General features: G+C 58.8%; 14 protein-coding genes. 9 read left to right on the top strand and 5 right to left on the bottom strand.

The genetic code is table 11. The features are described 5' to 3' along the window. Positions 1 to 347: 347 nt before the first annotated feature. The 5 genes from AAID99_RS12670 to AAID99_RS12690 all read left to right on the top strand — a co-directional run bounded on the left by AAID99_RS12670 (position 348) and on the right by AAID99_RS12690 (position 5,363). The gene (locus AAID99_RS12670; protein WP_498494052.1) at positions 348 to 1,118 is read left to right on the top strand and encodes a DeoR/GlpR family DNA-binding transcription regulator; all 771 of its coding nucleotides are present in this window, start codon (positions 348 to 350) and stop codon (positions 1,116 to 1,118) included. 54 nt (positions 1,119 to 1,172) lie between these two features. Continuing rightward, positions 1,173 to 2,168, top strand: a complete 996-nt coding sequence (locus tag AAID99_RS12675; RefSeq protein ID WP_498494053.1) for a tagatose kinase — start codon at positions 1,173 to 1,175, stop codon at positions 2,166 to 2,168. Beyond that, a complete protein-coding gene (locus AAID99_RS12680; protein ID WP_498494054.1) occupies positions 2,165 to 3,415 on the top strand; it encodes a D-tagatose-bisphosphate aldolase, class II, non-catalytic subunit in 1,251 nt (416 codons plus the stop codon). Before AAID99_RS12675 ends, AAID99_RS12680 begins: the two co-directional genes overlap by 4 nt. Positions 3,416 to 3,440: 25 nt before the next feature. Continuing rightward, on the top strand, positions 3,441 to 4,223 hold the full coding sequence (locus AAID99_RS12685; RefSeq protein WP_498494055.1) for an L-iditol 2-dehydrogenase: 783 nt from the start codon (positions 3,441 to 3,443) through the stop codon (positions 4,221 to 4,223). 372 nt (positions 4,224 to 4,595) lie between these two features. Further along, positions 4,596 to 5,363 carry an N-acetylmuramoyl-L-alanine amidase-like domain-containing protein gene (locus AAID99_RS12690; RefSeq protein ID WP_498494056.1) on the top strand — a complete coding sequence of 256 codons (768 nt, stop codon included), beginning with the start codon at positions 4,596 to 4,598 and terminating at the stop codon, positions 5,361 to 5,363. Positions 5,364 to 5,385: 22 nt separating this feature from the next. Here the strand turns inward: AAID99_RS12690 and AAID99_RS12695 are convergent, their stop codons facing one another. Further along, a complete protein-coding gene (locus AAID99_RS12695) occupies positions 5,386 to 6,318 on the bottom strand; it encodes a bifunctional helix-turn-helix transcriptional regulator/GNAT family N-acetyltransferase (RefSeq protein ID WP_498494057.1) in 933 nt (310 codons plus the stop codon). 221 nt (positions 6,319 to 6,539) lie between these two features. Here AAID99_RS12695 and AAID99_RS12700 point away from each other — a divergent pair, with 221 nt between their 5' ends. From AAID99_RS12700 to AAID99_RS12715, 4 genes are read left to right on the top strand one after another with little or no spacing between them, the layout of a single operon-like run. After that, positions 6,540 to 8,852, top strand: coding sequence for a TonB-dependent siderophore receptor (locus AAID99_RS12700; protein WP_498494058.1), 2,313 nt, complete (start codon positions 6,540 to 6,542; stop codon positions 8,850 to 8,852). Further along, positions 8,849 to 9,133: a hypothetical protein gene (locus AAID99_RS12705; protein WP_498494059.1), complete on the top strand. Its 285-nt coding sequence runs from the start codon at positions 8,849 to 8,851 to the stop codon at positions 9,131 to 9,133. The genes AAID99_RS12700 and AAID99_RS12705 overlap by 4 nt, the downstream gene beginning before the upstream one ends. Next, positions 9,130 to 9,438 carry a hypothetical protein gene (locus AAID99_RS12710; RefSeq protein ID WP_188427454.1) on the top strand — a complete coding sequence of 103 codons (309 nt, stop codon included), beginning with the start codon at positions 9,130 to 9,132 and terminating at the stop codon, positions 9,436 to 9,438. Before AAID99_RS12705 ends, AAID99_RS12710 begins: the two co-directional genes overlap by 4 nt. Next, positions 9,435 to 10,985 (top strand): PepSY-associated TM helix domain-containing protein, encoded by a 1,551-nt coding sequence (locus tag AAID99_RS12715; RefSeq protein WP_498494060.1) that lies wholly within the window; start codon positions 9,435 to 9,437, stop codon positions 10,983 to 10,985. Before AAID99_RS12710 ends, AAID99_RS12715 begins: the two co-directional genes overlap by 4 nt. Positions 10,986 to 11,029: 44 nt before the next feature. On the opposite strand, the gene AAID99_RS12720 is transcribed toward AAID99_RS12715, so the two are convergent. The 4 genes from AAID99_RS12720 to AAID99_RS12735 form a co-directional block, all read right to left on the bottom strand. Then, positions 11,030 to 12,340 (bottom strand): serine hydrolase domain-containing protein, encoded by a 1,311-nt coding sequence (locus AAID99_RS12720; RefSeq protein WP_498494061.1) that lies wholly within the window; start codon positions 12,338 to 12,340, stop codon positions 11,030 to 11,032. Between the two features lie 205 nt (positions 12,341 to 12,545). After that, entirely contained in the window at positions 12,546 to 14,414 is a 1,869-nt protein-coding gene (htpG, locus tag AAID99_RS12725; RefSeq protein WP_498494063.1) for a molecular chaperone HtpG, read from the bottom strand. Positions 14,415 to 14,490: 76 nt separating this feature from the next. Continuing rightward, positions 14,491 to 14,889, bottom strand: a complete 399-nt coding sequence (locus tag AAID99_RS12730; RefSeq protein WP_188427458.1) for an NUDIX hydrolase — start codon at positions 14,887 to 14,889, stop codon at positions 14,491 to 14,493. Positions 14,890 to 14,899: 10 nt separating this feature from the next. Continuing rightward, on the bottom strand, positions 14,900 to 15,574 hold the full coding sequence (locus AAID99_RS12735; protein ID WP_188427459.1) for an HAD-IA family hydrolase: 675 nt from the start codon (positions 15,572 to 15,574) through the stop codon (positions 14,900 to 14,902). Positions 15,575 to 15,633: the final 59 nt, after the last annotated feature.

The following is a 15,633-nucleotide window of genomic DNA, read 5'->3' on the forward strand; positions in this document are numbered from 1 at the left end:
AAATTTATACATAAGCAAATGTCGCATGGGAGAAAATATTAAAAAAATAGCTCTGTAAGTATATATTTTATGAAATGTACTAGAAATGTCATTAATGTATTTTCCGAGACATGTATATATCTGTATTGTGTCTACAAAACTAAGAGAGGGATGAGGTATTTTTTGCCGATCATATCTCCACCATTAAGGAGGAGGGGGTGGAAACGATCGGCATCTGTCTGTGTAAAGCTCTAACGGGTTGCAAGGCACGAACACGTTGTCGTGTTAAACGTCGGAGCCTCCTGACAAGCGGGGCAAGATCGCCTACAAAACGAAAATAGAATTTTCGTTTCGAAAGATCGTTTCTGATGTCCATGGGCGTTAATAGCGCGACTCTCAAACGCCGCCTTGGCATCATCGATGCTGTCAGGCGGGCCGGGTTCCTGCGCACAGAGGCGCTGGCGGATCAGTTTGATGTCTCCATGGTGACGATCAGATCAGATCTGGCCTATCTCCAAAGCCAGAATCTTGTGATCAGAACTAATGGCGGTGCGCGACCGGCCCATGATTACGCGGTCAATGCGCCGCTTGATGAAGCGCCGACCTTGTTCGAAGCCCGGGCGCTGGCAAGGGCGGTAGCTTTCCGGTTGCAGCCCGGACAATGCGTCTTTCTTGATAATTCACAGGCAGCGTCTTTCGTGCCGGTTCATGCGACCGCTGAAAATCTGCGTTTTGTGGTCAATAGTTTCGAGACTTATCATCTGGCGAGCCGATGCAGCGATGCGGCAGTCTCATTGCTTGGTGGCGAATATGACCGGCTCGGTTACCCGCTGATCAGCCCGGCGGCCAATCATGCGCTTTCATTTTATGATCTCGATCTTGCAGTGATCTCGGTCTCCCAGATCAGCAAGACCGGGTTTTCGTGTCTCGACCAGACAGGGAATTGCCTCGACGCTGCCATCTATCAGGCAAAGCAGGTTTTTCTGCTCACCGACCGGCTCGATCGTGTCGATGACGATCCGCAGCTGTTCGAATGGCGTGACACGATGTCGGTTCTGCATGGCGGCAGCCCGCCCGACGGCGCCGTGCTGTGTCAGGACTGGAGCGTTTTCGCTGACAAGCAGTCATCGCCCGACTGAGGGGCTTTTGCGCTCTTTGTTTCTCTTTTTCTCTTCCCGGATGGATATCTGACCATGGCATCCAGTTTTCTGATGGATCTCGATCCCGAAGCGCCACGCTGTATCGTCACGATTGGCGAGATTGTGGTCGAGATCATGGCCGAGACGCAGGGCGTCGGCTTTCTTGAGCCCATGACCCTGAAAGGCCCTTATCCCTCAGGCGCTCCTGCGATCTTCATCGATCAGGTGGCAAAGCTCGGTGGAGATTGCGGTGTCATCTCCGCGGTTGGACATGACGATTTCGGGACACTGAATGTCGAGCGCCTCAGACGCGACGGTGTCGATGTCTCGGCCATTCTGCGTGCGGAGTCCTATTCTACCGGTAGTGCGTTCGTGCGTTACCGCCCGGACGGCAGTCGGGATTTTGTCTATAATATACGTCAATCGGCCTGTTCGCAGGTTGGCCTGCATGAGGCGGCCCGGGGGCTGCTGAGGCGTGCCACGCATTTTCATGTCATGGGGTCGTCTCTTTTTTCCTTCCCAATTATCGATGCGGTGACGACGGCCGTGCATCAGGTGAAGGCGCAGGGCGGTACGATTTCATTCGATCCGAATATCCGCAAGGAAATGCTCGATATCCCGGATATGCGGGCCGCCCTCGAATTGATGCTGCAAGAATGCGATATCTTCCTGCCCAGTGGGCCCGAATTGCTGCTGTTCTGCACCGGTACGACTCAGGAAGAAGCCATCAGGGAAATTCTTGATATGGGTGTTTCTGAAATCGTACTGAAGCAGGGCGCTGAAGGAGCAACGTGTTTCTGCGCCGACAAGACGGTGCGCAATGCGGCATTTACTGCTCAGGAAGTCGATCCGACAGGGGCTGGCGACTGCTTTGGCGCCACCTATGTCACGTGTCGCCTGTCTGGCAAGACCCGTGAGGATTCCCTGCGCTATGCCTGCGCTTCCGGGGCTCGTGCCGTATCGGTCTTCGGGCCGATGGAAGGGACATCGAGCTTCGCAGAGCTTGACCAGCTAATCGCAGCGCAAAAGCCGGCAGGAGCCGCATCATGACCGCGTCACCTCTGTCCATGCTGCGTGCTCAATACGACAAGGGTCAGGGCCAGGCTCTCATTTCCGTCTGCTCGGCCCATCCGGTTGTCATTGAGGCGGCGCTTTTGCATGCAGCGTCGCGCAACCAGCCTGCGTTGATCGAGGCAACCTGCAATCAGGTCAATCAGGAGGGCGGCTATACGGGCATGACCCCTGAAGGTTTCAGGGATTATGTTTTCGGCATTGCCGATCGCATCGGTTTTGCACGAGAGCAGATCATTCTGGGGGGCGATCATCTCGGCCCCAATCCGTGGAAGTCTCTGCCGCCTGAAGAGGCGCTGCAAAAAGCATCCGACATGATTGCGGCCTATGCCGGGGCGGGTTTTACCAAACTGCATCTCGATGCCAGCATGGGGTGCAAAGGTGAAGCCGCGCATCTGCCCGATGCCGTCGTGGCCGAGCGTGCAGTGATGCTGGCCAGAAGGGCAGAAACCGCGGCGCCCGGTCAGGCTGTCTATGTGATCGGTACTGAAATTCCGACACCGGGCGGGGCGACAGAGGCGCTCGACCATGTGGTGCCGACCACGCCGGAAGCGGTGCGCGCAACCTATGCGGTGCATGAAGCAGCTTTCCGGGCGGCTCTGCCCGAAGCCTGGCCTCGTGTGATCGGCATTGTTGTGCAGCCGGGTGTGGAATTCGGTCATGACGATGTGGCGGTCTATCAGCCTGAGGCCGCCCGGGCGCTGGTAACGAGTCTGGCCGATCTTTCGGGGCTCGTTTTCGAGGCCCATTCCACCGATTATCAGCCGGGGGCTTCGCTGGCGCAACTCAAGCGCGATGGGTTCTGTATTCTCAAGGTAGGCCCCGAGCTGAGCTTCGCCCTGCGTGAAGCGCTGTATGGACTTGACGCGATCAACCGGTTTCGTCAGCCACAGGCGTCTTCGCTTGTTGAGACCATGGAGCGGGTAATGCTGGCAGCGCCAGCGAACTGGCAAAGCCATTACCATGGCGATGCAGAGGAACAGCGTATTCTGCGCCATTTCAGCTATAGCGACCGCATTCGCTATTACTGGCCGATGCCTGAAGCTGAAAAAGCGGTACAGGATCTGATGCGCTCACTGGGGCAGGATTCACTGCCCGAGACGATGGTCAGCCAGTATCTGCCCCGGTTTTTCGAGCGCGTGCAGGCGGGCGCCCTTGCCCCTGAGGCCGGGAATTTTCTGATCCAGTCGGTCCGGGATGTCCTGGATCGCTACGAAACGCTGTGACTGGCACAGCTGCAGGAATAGACACATGAGCACCAACAAGACGTTGCAGGATCGTGTTGCTCTTATCACCGGTGCCGCGCGTGGCATCGGCCGGGCTCTGGCCGAGCGCTACGCGCAGGAAGGCGCGAAGGTCGTGATCGGCGACCTGAACGAAGCGGGCGCCATCAGTGCCGCTGCGGCGCTGGGCGAGGAACATCTGGGCGTAAAGCTGGATGTCACGCGTCAGGAATCAATCGATGAGGCTCTGGCTGCGATCATTGCGCGCTATGGTCGCATCGACATACTCGTCAACAATGCCGGTCTCTTCGATCTGGCGCCGACAGTGGAAATAACGCGGGAAAGCTATCATCGCGTTTTTGCGGTCAATGTCGAAGGTCTGCTTTTCACGTTGCAGTCCGTGGCCCGTCAGATGATCGCGCAGGGCGAGGGCGGCAAGATCATCAATTTTGCCTCGCAGGCGGGGCGCCGGGGTGAGCCGCTTGTCGGCATTTACTGCGCGTCGAAAGCCGCTGTCATTTCGCTCACCCAGAGCACCGGGCTGGACCTTATCAAATACGGCATCAACGTTAACGCGATTGCGCCGGGTGTGGTCGATAACGAGCACTGGGATGATGTAGATCGTCGTTTTGCGCAGTACGAAAATCTGCCCCTTGGCGAAAAAAAGCGCCTTGTCGGCGCTTCTGTACCTTTTGGGCGCATGGCACGCCCTGATGAAATCGGCGGCCTGGCAGTGTTTCTGGCTTCCAGAGACGCCGATTATATCGTCTCGCAGACCTATAATATCGATGGTGGCAACTGGATGAGCTGAGGGTAGTCGTGGCTGTTATTGAGGGTCGCAAACGAGGGATCGCTTGCGGCCCTCAATAGGCAGGCCGTATCACCTGTTGCCCGAACAGGTGATTTTACCCACGATTACTGCCTCTAAGCGTCAGTTGTTTGGAAGCCCGTCAGCCACGTCGCACAGGCGGCTTTTGACCGGTCTTAGTCTAGCCTACCGCAGAACTCAGGATGGGGAGAAACCATATCTTCTACCGGTATGTCTTTTGAGACGAATGGTTCTGCTGCCGCTTTGATAGGGTGCTCTTTATCTCGCCGTTTTTCCTTGCAATCCTGCGGCGCAGGGACGGCCAGATGCAGGAGGGGTGACATGGGTGAGTGTGGTTTGTGGAAAAGAGTGGCCATGGCGGCGTTTGCTTCTCTGGTTCCTCTTTCGGCTCAGGCTGCCGAAGGCCGCTTTTCAGCGGAAGATCAGGCACGCCTTGCCGTGATCGAGCGCCAGTTGGTGCCCGTCAGACCGTTTGCCGAGCGTGTAGCGCTGGCATCGGCGATGTTTCTTGGTACGCCCTATCGTGCGAATACGCTGATCGGCGGCCCTGAGACTGCCGAGGCGCTTGTCGTGCGTTTTGACGGGGTTGATTGCTATACTTTTGTCGACATGGTGCGGGCGCTCACCCTGTCAGAAAACGAAGCCGGTTTTATCAGGGCGCTCAAAAAAACCCGGTATCATGATGGCCATGTTGCCTATCTGGACCGGCGCCATTTTCTGACGGACTGGGTGGCCCTTACACCGCAGAATGCGCGTGACATCACCCGGGCGCTTTCGCCTCATGTCGTGGTGACGCACAAGGATCTCAATCGTCGGGCCGATGGGGGCGTCTATATCCAGGGGTTGCCGGTTCATCCGCGCGAGATTGCGCATCTGGCGCCGGAATTCCTCACGCCGGAAGTGGCTGCGAAAATCCATACAGGCGATGTGATCGGGATTTATACGAAGCTGGACGGGCTGGACGTGACCCATACCGGTCTGGCCGTCTGGAAAGGTGGCGTGCTGTATTTCCGCAACGCCTCGTCGCTCAAGGCCAATATGAAAGTGGTTGACACACCGCTTGCCGCCTATCTGGCAGGCAAGCCGGGCTTTCTCGTCCTGCGCATGATGGAGGCGGGCTGAGTCACGCCGAGATCTCACTCCCTCAGGGAGAGGATGTCGTGTCCGGGGTGAGGCGGCATTCCCAGTCTTCCCCCTGAAGCGGCACGCCAAAGAGATTGTGCGGTGCCGTTGCGATGCACGCAAACCCGTTTCGTGCGTAGAGGCGGCGTGCCGTTTCAAGTACGGTATGGGTCCACAGAATGACGCGCTCATAACCCTTGTCACGTGCGAAGGAGAGGCAGTTCTGCACCAGCGCGTCACCGACGCCGCGCCTGCGTGCAAAAGGCTCGACATGCAGCAGGCGCAGCCGCGCCGTGCCGCCGCTCTCATCGGTCAGAAAAACGGCCCCTGCCATCACGCCGTCGAGTTCTGCCACCCAGCAGGCTTCGCGATCGGGGTTGAAATGGCGCAGGTAGCTGGCAACGGTTTCAGCGATCAGACATTCGAGCTTGTGTCCCCAGCCATGGCTTTCGGCATAGAGCGCCGATTGTCGTGAGGCAATCAGACTTGGTTCTCCCGCTCCTGCCAGGCGCAGGGTGAACCGGGCCTCGCTGACAGGCGCCAGCAAACGATACGCGCGGGAAAGGGAGTGCACGAGATCATTCTGTTCGATCGGGGGCAGGGCATTGAGGGTCTGCGCGAGCGCACTGTTTATCCGCTCTTCGAGCTGGGCAAGGAGTACCCGCCCTCTGTCAGTAAGGGAAACGGGGCGCGCGCGTCGGTCATGGGCCGGGCTGTTTCGTGTAACGAGGTCGTTTCGGACGAAACGCGTGATCATGCGGCTGAGATAGCCCGGATCGATCTGCATGATTTCCTGCAGTGTCGTAGCGCGCACCGGGGCACGTTCTGCGATTTCGTAAAGTAGCCGTGCTTCGGTTGCATTGACTTCCGAACCCAGAAATTGCGCGTCGATTGCGCCGACATGCTGAACGTAAAACCGGTTGAACCGCCGAATAGCCGCGATCTTCTCGTTCATGCCGTATGTCTCCTTCTTGCGGGACGCCCTCTTTGCGGGGTTCTGTACCATCAGTGTCTAGGGATGGGCATGGGGTGTGTCACGTCACCTTGCCGGGACCGGATAGGGTGGTGTGGCTTTGGCGTAGCACCCCCAGAGCGAAAGCTGACTCATCAGATAATATGCAATTGACAATGACTCGCATTCAAAAGAAATCCTGCGCGGGTTTTGAACAGTTTGATGTGAAATTTAAAGCGATGCGCAGGATAATCGGTCTCGTCGCCCTTGCCGCTGCAAGTGCCTCTTCCCTGACTGCCGCTCAGGCAGAAAACAGCCAGCCGGACTCAGTCCTGCGACAGAAACCGGCGCTTAAAAACACGGATCGGCAAAAACAGGCCGAAACGAAGCGCGACAAGGCGCACAAGGACAAGGCCGATGAGGTAATTGTCGTTTCGGCTACCGGGCTTTCGCAGGCAGGAGCAACGACGAAAACACGTACGCCCATCATCGACTCTCCGCAGACGATCTCGATCGTTACGCGTGAAGAAATCGAATTGCGGGCCTCGCCGACCATCGCCGACGCGCTTTCCTACATGGCGGGTGTGCAGGCCGAGCCTTCAGGCATCGATAATCGTGTGGATGAAGTTTCGGTACGCGGTTTCGGTGCTGGTGGATTTTCGTCCAACAACAACTTCGTCGATGGTCTGCGCCTGCCTTCGGGCGGGCAATGGACACGTACGTCATTCGACCCCTTTGCCCTGCAGCAGATCGAGGTGCTCAAGGGGCCGTCCGGTGCGCTTTACGGCCAGACAGCGCCTGGGGGTATCGTCAATCTGACAACCAAGCGCCCGACCGAAAAATCGCATGGCGAATTTTTCCTGCAAACCATCGGCTACACCAAGCTTGGCAACTGGCAGGGTCAGGCATCGGGTGATGTCTCCGGCAAGTTGAACAAGTCCGGAACGGTTCGTGGTCGTATTGTTGCTGTGGCACGTTACGGCGGCACGCAGGTCAATGATGTGAATAGTGGACGCTATTATGTCTCTCCCAGCCTGACCTGGGCCTATGCGCCGGGCTCGAGCTGGACGCTTCTCGCGCAGTATCAGCGCGATACCGGTGGCTCGACTTTCCAGTTCCTGCCCATGACTGGCACGCTTGTGCCGTCGAAGGGGCGCTATATCGCCAATGATGCAAATATCGGCGAGCCGGACTGGAATAATTTCGACCGCACGCAGGCGCTGGCAGGCTCGTTCCTCGAGCATCGCTTCAGCCGCATTTTCACGCTGCGGAACAATACGCGTTATACCTATCTCGATAACCTCTATCGTTCGACCGTGCTCTCGGGCGATACGCTCACCAAATGTACCGCCGCCATCAAGGGGTGCGTCCCTTATGACACCGTCAATCGCCGTGCGGTTGAGGGGCGTGGACGGTCACAGGGCGTCGCAACTGACACCCAGCTTGAGGTGAAGGCAAAGACAGGCATCGTTCACCATACGCTGCTCGTCGGCACAGATTATTTTTACACGAACTGGGAAAGCTCCCGCGATCTGGTGAATTCAGCGCTCGTGCTGCCCATGCTCAATATTTTCGATCCGGTCGCGCGTGGCACGACGGGTTATTCGGCCGGACTAGCACCGCAGGTCTATGGTGCGACTGAATCACAGCAGAACGGCATTTATTTTCAGGATCAGATCAAGATCCAGAACCTCTATATTACCGTGGGTGGGCGAGAGGATTGGGCGCGTGACAACACGCTCAATATCCTGACCCAGAAGCGCTATCAGAATAACAATGACAAGTTTACGTGGCGGGCCGGTGCGGTCTACCGCACGAAAATCGGTCTGGCCCCCTATTTCAGCTATGCGACTTCGTTCCAGCCTCAGGTCTCCGATCCGTCGACCGCGCTTGATAACAAGCCTTTCAAGCCGACAACGGGCGATCAGTATGAAGCCGGTCTGCGCTATCAGTACGGCAAGAATATCTATGTCACTTTCGGCGCCTATCAGATCAAGCAGCGCAATGTGACCACGCCCGCCCCGAGCGGGGTTCTGTGCGGCACCGCTACCTGCCTAGTGCAGACGGGCGAAATGCGGGCACGTGGCCTCGAGCTTGAGGGCCGGGCGACCCTGCCCTGGGATATGGCCGTCATTTTCACCGGCACGCGCAGCGATGCCAAGATCACGGAATCCAACACGCTGTCGCAGGTCGGCAATTACATGAATGCCGCGCCGAAATGGATGGCGTCGCTATTCGTCGATCAGCGTCTGCTTCATGGTCCGATGCGTGGTGCCGGTTTTGGCGGTGGTGTGCGTTATACAGGCCATTCCTATGGCGATACGGCCAATACGCTCTCAATCCCCGGCTACACGCTTTTTGACATGTTCCTGCGTTATGATTTCGGTGTGGCGCGGCCGCGCTATGACGGGCTCTCTTTCTCGCTCAACATGCGCAACATCGCGAACAAGCGCTTCGTTGCGACCTGCACTGCAGTGTCAGCCTGCTATTACGGCCAGGGCCGCAGCCTGACGATGCGTCTGGAGTATCGCTGGTGAGCCACGCACCGCTCTTCGTTCTGACGGGTGTGGTGCTGTCATCTGGGGCGGGTGTCCTGTTTTATCTGGCGTCGCACCAGCAGCAGATCCTGCCCAGGCGCCTGCCATTCAGGCCTGGCGTGACAGGAGGCATAATGCTGAGTGTGCTTACCTGTCTGGCCTTTTCCGCAGCGACGAGCCCTCTGGTCGGGATTTTCATGAGCGTTGTCGCGCTGATGACGGTCACGAGCCTGTTTCCGCTGGTCGTGGCGCTTGCGATCCATAAAAGGCGCCCCTCATGAAAAAACGCGTCATCGATAACCGGCAATGGCCCGCGAAGGTTCTGGCGGGTCTGATACTCGGCGCGATTTTCTCTCTGGGGATAATGGTGCTGATCGGTCATGTCTGTGGCAGCACGGGCAATCCGATGACGCAGTCGGCGCAATGGCTGATGTGGCTGGCAGCCCTGCTCTGGGTGATTTGTCTCAGTCTCTGTTTCCTGTTCCGCACGGGGTTGGGGGCATGGCTCGGGTTTGGCTGGCTGGCCTGCCTTGTCTGGCTGATCGACACGCTCCTTACGGGGTTTGACGCGGCAGGTGGGTCATGAAATTGCGTGCCGACATCGTGACCGTCTATCGCGAGCTTCACAGCTGGGTGGGCGTCGTGGCGGGGCTTTTCCTGTTCATCGCGTTTTATGCCGGTGCGATAAGCATGTTCGAGCCTGCACTGGAATCCTGGCTGACGCCGCGTGTCTCGCTTCCTCTGGCGGTGTCGCTCGACCGGACGCCTGAGCTGGCGCAGAAGGTGTTCGAGGCTTTTCCCGAAAGCCGCAAAAACTACACGTTCGTGGTCGCTCCCGATGCCGATCATCCCGCCCGTATGGTCTGGCCATTGACCGCATCGCGTCACGGCCATGGGGCGCAGTCTGTCATGATGGCCGCGCTCGATGAGCAGGGTGGGCTTGTGACAGCGCAGCGCAAACCCTCGGAAGTGGCGCAGCTGATCGATACGCTGCATCAGCAGATGGGGCTGCCTTTGCCTCACGAGATCGCCATGATCGTGATGGGTTTCATCGCTCTCGGTTATGCGCTGGCGCTTGTTTCCGGCACGCTGGTTTTTCTGCCAGCTCTGGCTCGGGCGCTTTTCGCGGTCAGGCTGGAGGGCAGTGTCCGTCGCAAATGGCTCGACCTGCATAATCTGCTGGGTTTCTGCTCACTGCCGTTTCATATCATCATGGCGCTGACCTCCGTGGTGTTTGCCTTCCACGATGTCATCTTCACGTTGCAGGCGGAATTTCTTGCCCATGAGCAGAGCGACGCCCATCGGGGGGGACATGCGGGCCGCGCCATGGCTGGAATGCCCCATGGCTCTCGTCCGCCCGAGGGAGCTGTGCCGCTTTCTCCGGCCGAAATCGTTTCGCGTCTTGCCCATGAGGCGCCCGGCTTCAAGCCCGATACGCTCGATTATTCAACGCATCCAAATGGCGCCATGATGCTGCGTGTTGCAGGCCATGACCCCGCGCATCTCATGCGCGGACCGAGCAGCGGTTTTACGACCATGGACCCTTATTCGGGTCGTCTGATCTGGCGTGATTATCTGCCCGGGTTCCAGCCGGGAGGCTTTGCGGCGCTTACCAGCTTTTTCGCGCTGCATTTCGGCAGTTATGGTGGCGCACCCATACGCTGGGCCTATCTGGTGCTCGGCTTTGCCGGGGCGTTTCTCTTTTATACGGGCAACCGCCTCTGGATTGCGGTCCGCCGACGAAAGGAAAAGGCGACCGGGCTTGAGACCGATACGCGCGGAACGTGGTTCCTTGGCCGCTTGACCGCCGGGTGCTGCGTAGGATGCATGGCCGGTATTGCGATGTTGCTCGACACGGCGCTCGTCAGACCGGGCTGGGTCTCTGATCATCACGCCATGACGGTGTATCAGGTCGTTTTCTGGCTGTTCGTTTTTGGCGCCTTTATCCCGCAGATAAAGGAGCGGGCCCTTCTGGCGGTCTGTGGCGTCTTTTACCTGCTGCTGACCGTGCTCGTTTTTCTGCATGGCGGACGCGACATGACGACCAGCTGGGCTGTCGCCCTTGTTTCACTGGCTCTTGGCGTCGCGCTATGCCGCCATGCCCTGCGGCGTCAGCGGTCGCGCGCAGCGTGACGAGCCTTTCTCTCGGCCAGAAGCTGTCCGAGAGAAAGCAGACTTCATTTCTGCAGTCCGTTGGCTATGGCGTTGAACATGAGGGACGCCTCCAGCGGTTGTTTGGCGAAAGAGGGTTCTGCCTCTGGCCAAGTCGACCACTGGACGATCACCAGCTTCTGTTCAGGGTCGATCGCGATAAGCTGGCCGAAAATACCAATGGCCCAGAGCGTCCGGGCGGCAGTCATGCCGTTTCGGGGGGCGACATGGCTGGCAGTGGCTGGAACATCGTTGTGCCACCACTCGAAGCCGTAAGTGCCATTGGGGTGAGACGGGGTGACCGAATGCAGCGCGCGTGTCCAGTCGCTGCATTCTTTCAGCCATGAATTGGGCAGCATCCTGCGGCCGTCGGGCAGAACCCCCTCATTCATTACGAACAGCCCGAACTTCCCCCAGTCTTCCAGCGTGGCGTTGAAGCCGTGGGCACCCACATCATGCTGGCCTTTGCGATAGCTGTGCCAGACGCCGTCATGGGTCATGCCGAAGGGCTGCCAGATGTTGTCCTGCAAGTTTTGTGCGAGGGTCTTGCCTGTCGCTTTTTCGAGAACGTCGCCCAGAACCCAAGCGCCGCCTGAGGAATAGGACCATTCGTTACCGGGTGCCGCGACCGGCTTGCGGTCTGGCGTGTTCACCAGTGTTGTGACGCAGGCATAGGGGTCCTTGCCCGCCTCACAGGCTGTCAGCTGTGAGAAATCGGAGGCCGGGTTTGTATAATCCTCGTTCCACGCGACGCCCGAGACATGCTGAAGCAACTGGCGGATCGTGATGTTACCCCATACCGTGTGCTCGAATTGCGGGTCATAGCGACTCACCCTGTCATCGAGCGACTGGATATGGCCCTGTTTGAGGGCGATACCGATCAGGGTCGAGACGACGGATTTGCCAACCGAACGCGAGGTCCAGAGCGTGTCTGGCGTGTTGCCGCTGCCATAATAGCGATAGACGATCCGGCCGTTCTTGATGACCATCAGGCCGGTGACGTTGTTGCGGCTCAGATAATCCGCAAGCGTGTAGCGTTTCGCGTCGACCTCGTAGTGAAGCGCCGAGAGATCCTGCAGGGCAACGGGGAGAGGTGACGGCGTGCCGGCTTTGAAGACATCGCCTTCATACATGCGCCAGTCATTGCGAAATCCGATGACCCGCTGTGCCTGTCCCCAGGTGAGCATGTCTTTGGCCGCAGGCAATGTCTTGTCGGCCGGTGTCGGACAGGATGAGAGGCCGAGTTTATGACACGCCTTACCGGCGGTACTGGCTCTGGCTACGGCAGTGCTGCCAAGCAGGAGAGCGCAAAGAAGGCTGACTGTTCTGATCTGCATTTTATGAGAGACCCTTCTTGTTCTTGCCGAAACGGTCAGCGGAATTCTGACCGCGATTGACGACAAGGGTGAGTCTCAAAGGGGCAAGGTCACGCCCATTTCATCAGATCGGTGCCCGGCTGGAGGCCGCGCCTACGCACAGGGCCGGGGCAGATTGCCCCCGGAGAAACTGTGCTCTCCGGGGGCGGTAACGCGTAATCTGATATCAGACTGTAATGCCGCTGGTGAGCATGGCGGTCAGGCGCTGCGCGAAGCCGGCGGCGTCGGGCAGGGTTTCGCCATCCTGGATACGGGCCACATCGAGCAGGACGCGTGCATAATCGGCAACGCTTTCGCCCTTTTCAACGCGGGCCGCCAGATCGCGGATGAGCGGATGGTGCGGGTTGATCTCCATGATCGGCGCAGAAGGCGGCATGCCCTGACCTGAGCGACGCATCAGGCGCTGCATCATCAGGTCTGGACCGCCCTCGCTCGTGATGACCACGGCGCTGCCGACCAGACGCACGGTGCCGCGTACATCCTTCACATCATCGCCAAGGGCCTCCTTGAGCGCCGGGATCAGCTTCTCGAGATCCGCAGCCTCGCCTTCCGGCGTGGGAGCCTCGAACTTCTCCAGATCGCCATGAGCCTGATTGATGGATTTCAGGGTCTTGTCTTCATAGGAAGACAGACGATCGGGCCAGAAGCCATCCACCTGATCGGAGAGCAGCAGCACTTCGATGCCACGGGCACGGAAGCCTTCGAGCTGCGGCGAAGCAGCCAGGGCCTCGGCATTTTCACCCGTCAGGTAATAGATTGATTCCTGACCCGGCTTCATGCGCGTCAGATAGGCGTCGAGCGTAGTCGGATCGTCAGACGCCGTGGAGCGGAAGCGAGACAGGGCGGCGAGTTCCTGGCGGTGCTCGGAATCCTCCCAGATGCCTTCCTTGATGATCGGGCCGAAATTTTCCCAGAACGTGCCGAAGGATTCGGCATTTTCCGTGTCCTTGGCGCGGTTCTTGATTTCGGTCATTACGCGCTTGGTCACGGCCTTCCGAATGCGCTGCAGCACCGGCGTTGATTGCAACATTTCACGCGAGACGTTCAGCGGCAGGTCTTCGGTGTCGACAACACCTTTCACAAAGCGCAGCCAGGCCGGCAGAAGCTCGGCGTCATCGGTGATGAACATGCGGCGCACATGCAGATGCACCTTGCTCTCACGCGACTGCTCCATGAAGTCGAACGGGCGCGCACCAGGAATGAACAGGAGCGCCGTGAATTCCGTCGTGCCTTCTGCGCTCCAGTGCAGGGTAGCATAGGGCTCGTCGAACTGATGGGCGACGTGACGGTAGAATTCGGTGTACTGCTCGGGCGTGATGTCGGATTTCGACTTGCGCCACAGAGCCGTGCCCTCATTGGCCGATTTGTCTTCCTCACCTTCACGCAGTGTGATCGGCCAGGAAATATGATCGGCCCATTTGCGGATGATCGAGCGCAGACGCCAGGCATCGAGAAATTCGTCGGCATCGGTTTTGACATGTAGAATGATGTCTGTGCCGGGCTGCTCGCGCGTGGCAGGGGCGATCGTATAGGCACCCTTGCCGTCAGACGACCACTGCCAGGCCTGATCGGAACCGGGCTGGCGTGAAATCACGTCCACCTTGTCGGCCACCATGAACGCTGCATAGAAGCCGACGCCGAACTGGCCGATCAGGCTGGGGCGGTCTTCAGGCTTGGCGCGGTTCAGCTTCTCGCCAAAAGCGCGCGTGCCCGAGCGCGCGATGGTGCCCAGATTGCTTGCCAGCTCTTCACGGCTCATGCCGGCGCCATTGTCGCTGATGGTCAGCAGACGGGCATCCTTGTCGGGGTGGATGCGAATGGCGGCATCGGCGGGGAGGGCCTTGGCGGCGTCGGTCAGAGCCTCGAAACGACGCTTGTCCGAAGCATCGGCAGCATTGGCCACGAGTTCACGCAAGAAGATCTCGCGCTCGGAATAGAGGGCATGGACGACGAGATCGAGCAGACGGCCGACTTCTGCGCTGAACTCATGTTTTTCGGCGCCCTGGACCTGATCTTTTTCTGTGTTTTCGGTCATGGATATCCCTTGAGACTGTGATGGCGCCGTAACGACGCCTATTTGCAGGGAGAAGTAGAAATGCGCGTCTCTTTTTTCAAGAGAGGCAGGGCCATAAGGGCAGTACGCAATCGCGCGTCAGGGGCGCGAGGGAGAGCGAAACGGCATCGTCAGGCGTGACCCAGCGCGCTTCGGCAATTTCAGCGGCGACCTTGATGGCGCCGGTCCAGCGCAAGGCGAAGAGTTCGGCCCGTACTGTATGGCCGGGCTCATTCGCCGCCGGGGCCTCAATCCGTTTCAGAAAGCGACAGGCTTCTGCCGAGGCCTGAAGGCCAAGTTCTTCGTCAAGTTCACGAAGCAGGGCGGCACAGGGTGTTTCACCGGGTTCGATCTTGCCGCCGGGCTGCATGAAGGCCGCAGTGCCCTGCTTGCGCACGAGAAGGAGGTGCCCCGCCCCGTCATGAAGCAGGGCGGCAGCAATATGGATCACAGGCATTGTCAGGCAGTCAGACTGTCTCGCCAAGAATGCTCAGACGGCCATCCTCGTTCTGATGGGCCTTGAGGGCCTCATATCCCGGAACGGTCGGGTGCGGGACGTCGACTGCATGGGTATGGGTGGCGGTAATCACCACCACGCTGGCATTGGCGGCTTCACCCGCCTTGATGCCGGCTGGCGCATCTTCGAACACGGCGCAGTTCTTGGCTTCGAAACCGAGACGCTGCGCGCCAAGCAGGAAGCAGTCCGGGGCGGGTTTGCCGTTTGGCGCGTCTTCTGCCGTGATAAGAATTTTCGGCAGGGGCAGGCCTGCAATCTGGATGCGCTTGAGCGCAAGATCGCGGGAGGCCGAGGTGACGATGGCCCAGCGATCTGCAGGCAGGCTGTTCAGAAAAGCCGTGGCGCCGGGAATGGGGTCAATCCCATGGGTGTCTTCCAGCTCCCGACTGGTAATCCAGTGCGCTTCCTCAGCCGGGTCGACACCCGGCAGTTTCTGGCGACGAATGGTTTCGATGGTCTGCACGCCATGGATGGTAGGCAGGAATTTGGCAACATCCAGACCGTGCTTCTGTGCCCAGAGGGTCCAGACGCGTTCTGCCGCGATAATCGAGGTCAGGATCGTGCCATCCATGTCGAACAGGAAGGCATCGAAGGAACGTCCGGGAAAAAGGTCATGCTCGGCCAAAAGACATCTCCGTCATGAGAACAGGGTCAGCAGGGTGGGAGACCCTGCATGACCTGTGT

The sequence above is a fragment of the Asaia sp. Ae19-3 genome (genome assembly GCF_059801175.1).

What these genes read in the sequence shown, in the direction of transcription:
- AAID99_RS12670 (WP_498494052.1), top strand. Translation starts at nt 348, where the DNA reads ATGTCCATGGGCGTTAATAGCGCGACTCTCAAACGCCGCCTTGGCATC.
- AAID99_RS12675 (WP_498494053.1), top strand. Translation starts at nt 1,173, where the DNA reads ATGGCATCCAGTTTTCTGATGGATCTCGATCCCGAAGCGCCACGCTGT.
- AAID99_RS12680 (WP_498494054.1), top strand. Translation starts at nt 2,165, where the DNA reads ATGACCGCGTCACCTCTGTCCATGCTGCGTGCTCAATACGACAAGGGT.
- AAID99_RS12685 (WP_498494055.1), top strand. Translation starts at nt 3,441, where the DNA reads ATGAGCACCAACAAGACGTTGCAGGATCGTGTTGCTCTTATCACCGGT.
- AAID99_RS12690 (WP_498494056.1), top strand. Translation starts at nt 4,596, where the DNA reads ATGGCGGCGTTTGCTTCTCTGGTTCCTCTTTCGGCTCAGGCTGCCGAA.
- AAID99_RS12695 (WP_498494057.1), bottom strand. Translation starts at nt 6,318, where the DNA reads ATGAACGAGAAGATCGCGGCTATTCGGCGGTTCAACCGGTTTTACGTT.
- AAID99_RS12710 (WP_188427454.1), top strand. Translation starts at nt 9,130, where the DNA reads ATGAAAAAACGCGTCATCGATAACCGGCAATGGCCCGCGAAGGTTCTG.
- AAID99_RS12715 (WP_498494060.1), top strand. Translation starts at nt 9,435, where the DNA reads ATGAAATTGCGTGCCGACATCGTGACCGTCTATCGCGAGCTTCACAGC.
- AAID99_RS12720 (WP_498494061.1), bottom strand. Translation starts at nt 12,340, where the DNA reads ATGCAGATCAGAACAGTCAGCCTTCTTTGCGCTCTCCTGCTTGGCAGC.
- htpG (WP_498494063.1), bottom strand. Translation starts at nt 14,414, where the DNA reads ATGACCGAAAACACAGAAAAAGATCAGGTCCAGGGCGCCGAAAAACAT.
- AAID99_RS12730 (WP_188427458.1), bottom strand. Translation starts at nt 14,889, where the DNA reads ATGCCTGTGATCCATATTGCTGCCGCCCTGCTTCATGACGGGGCGGGG.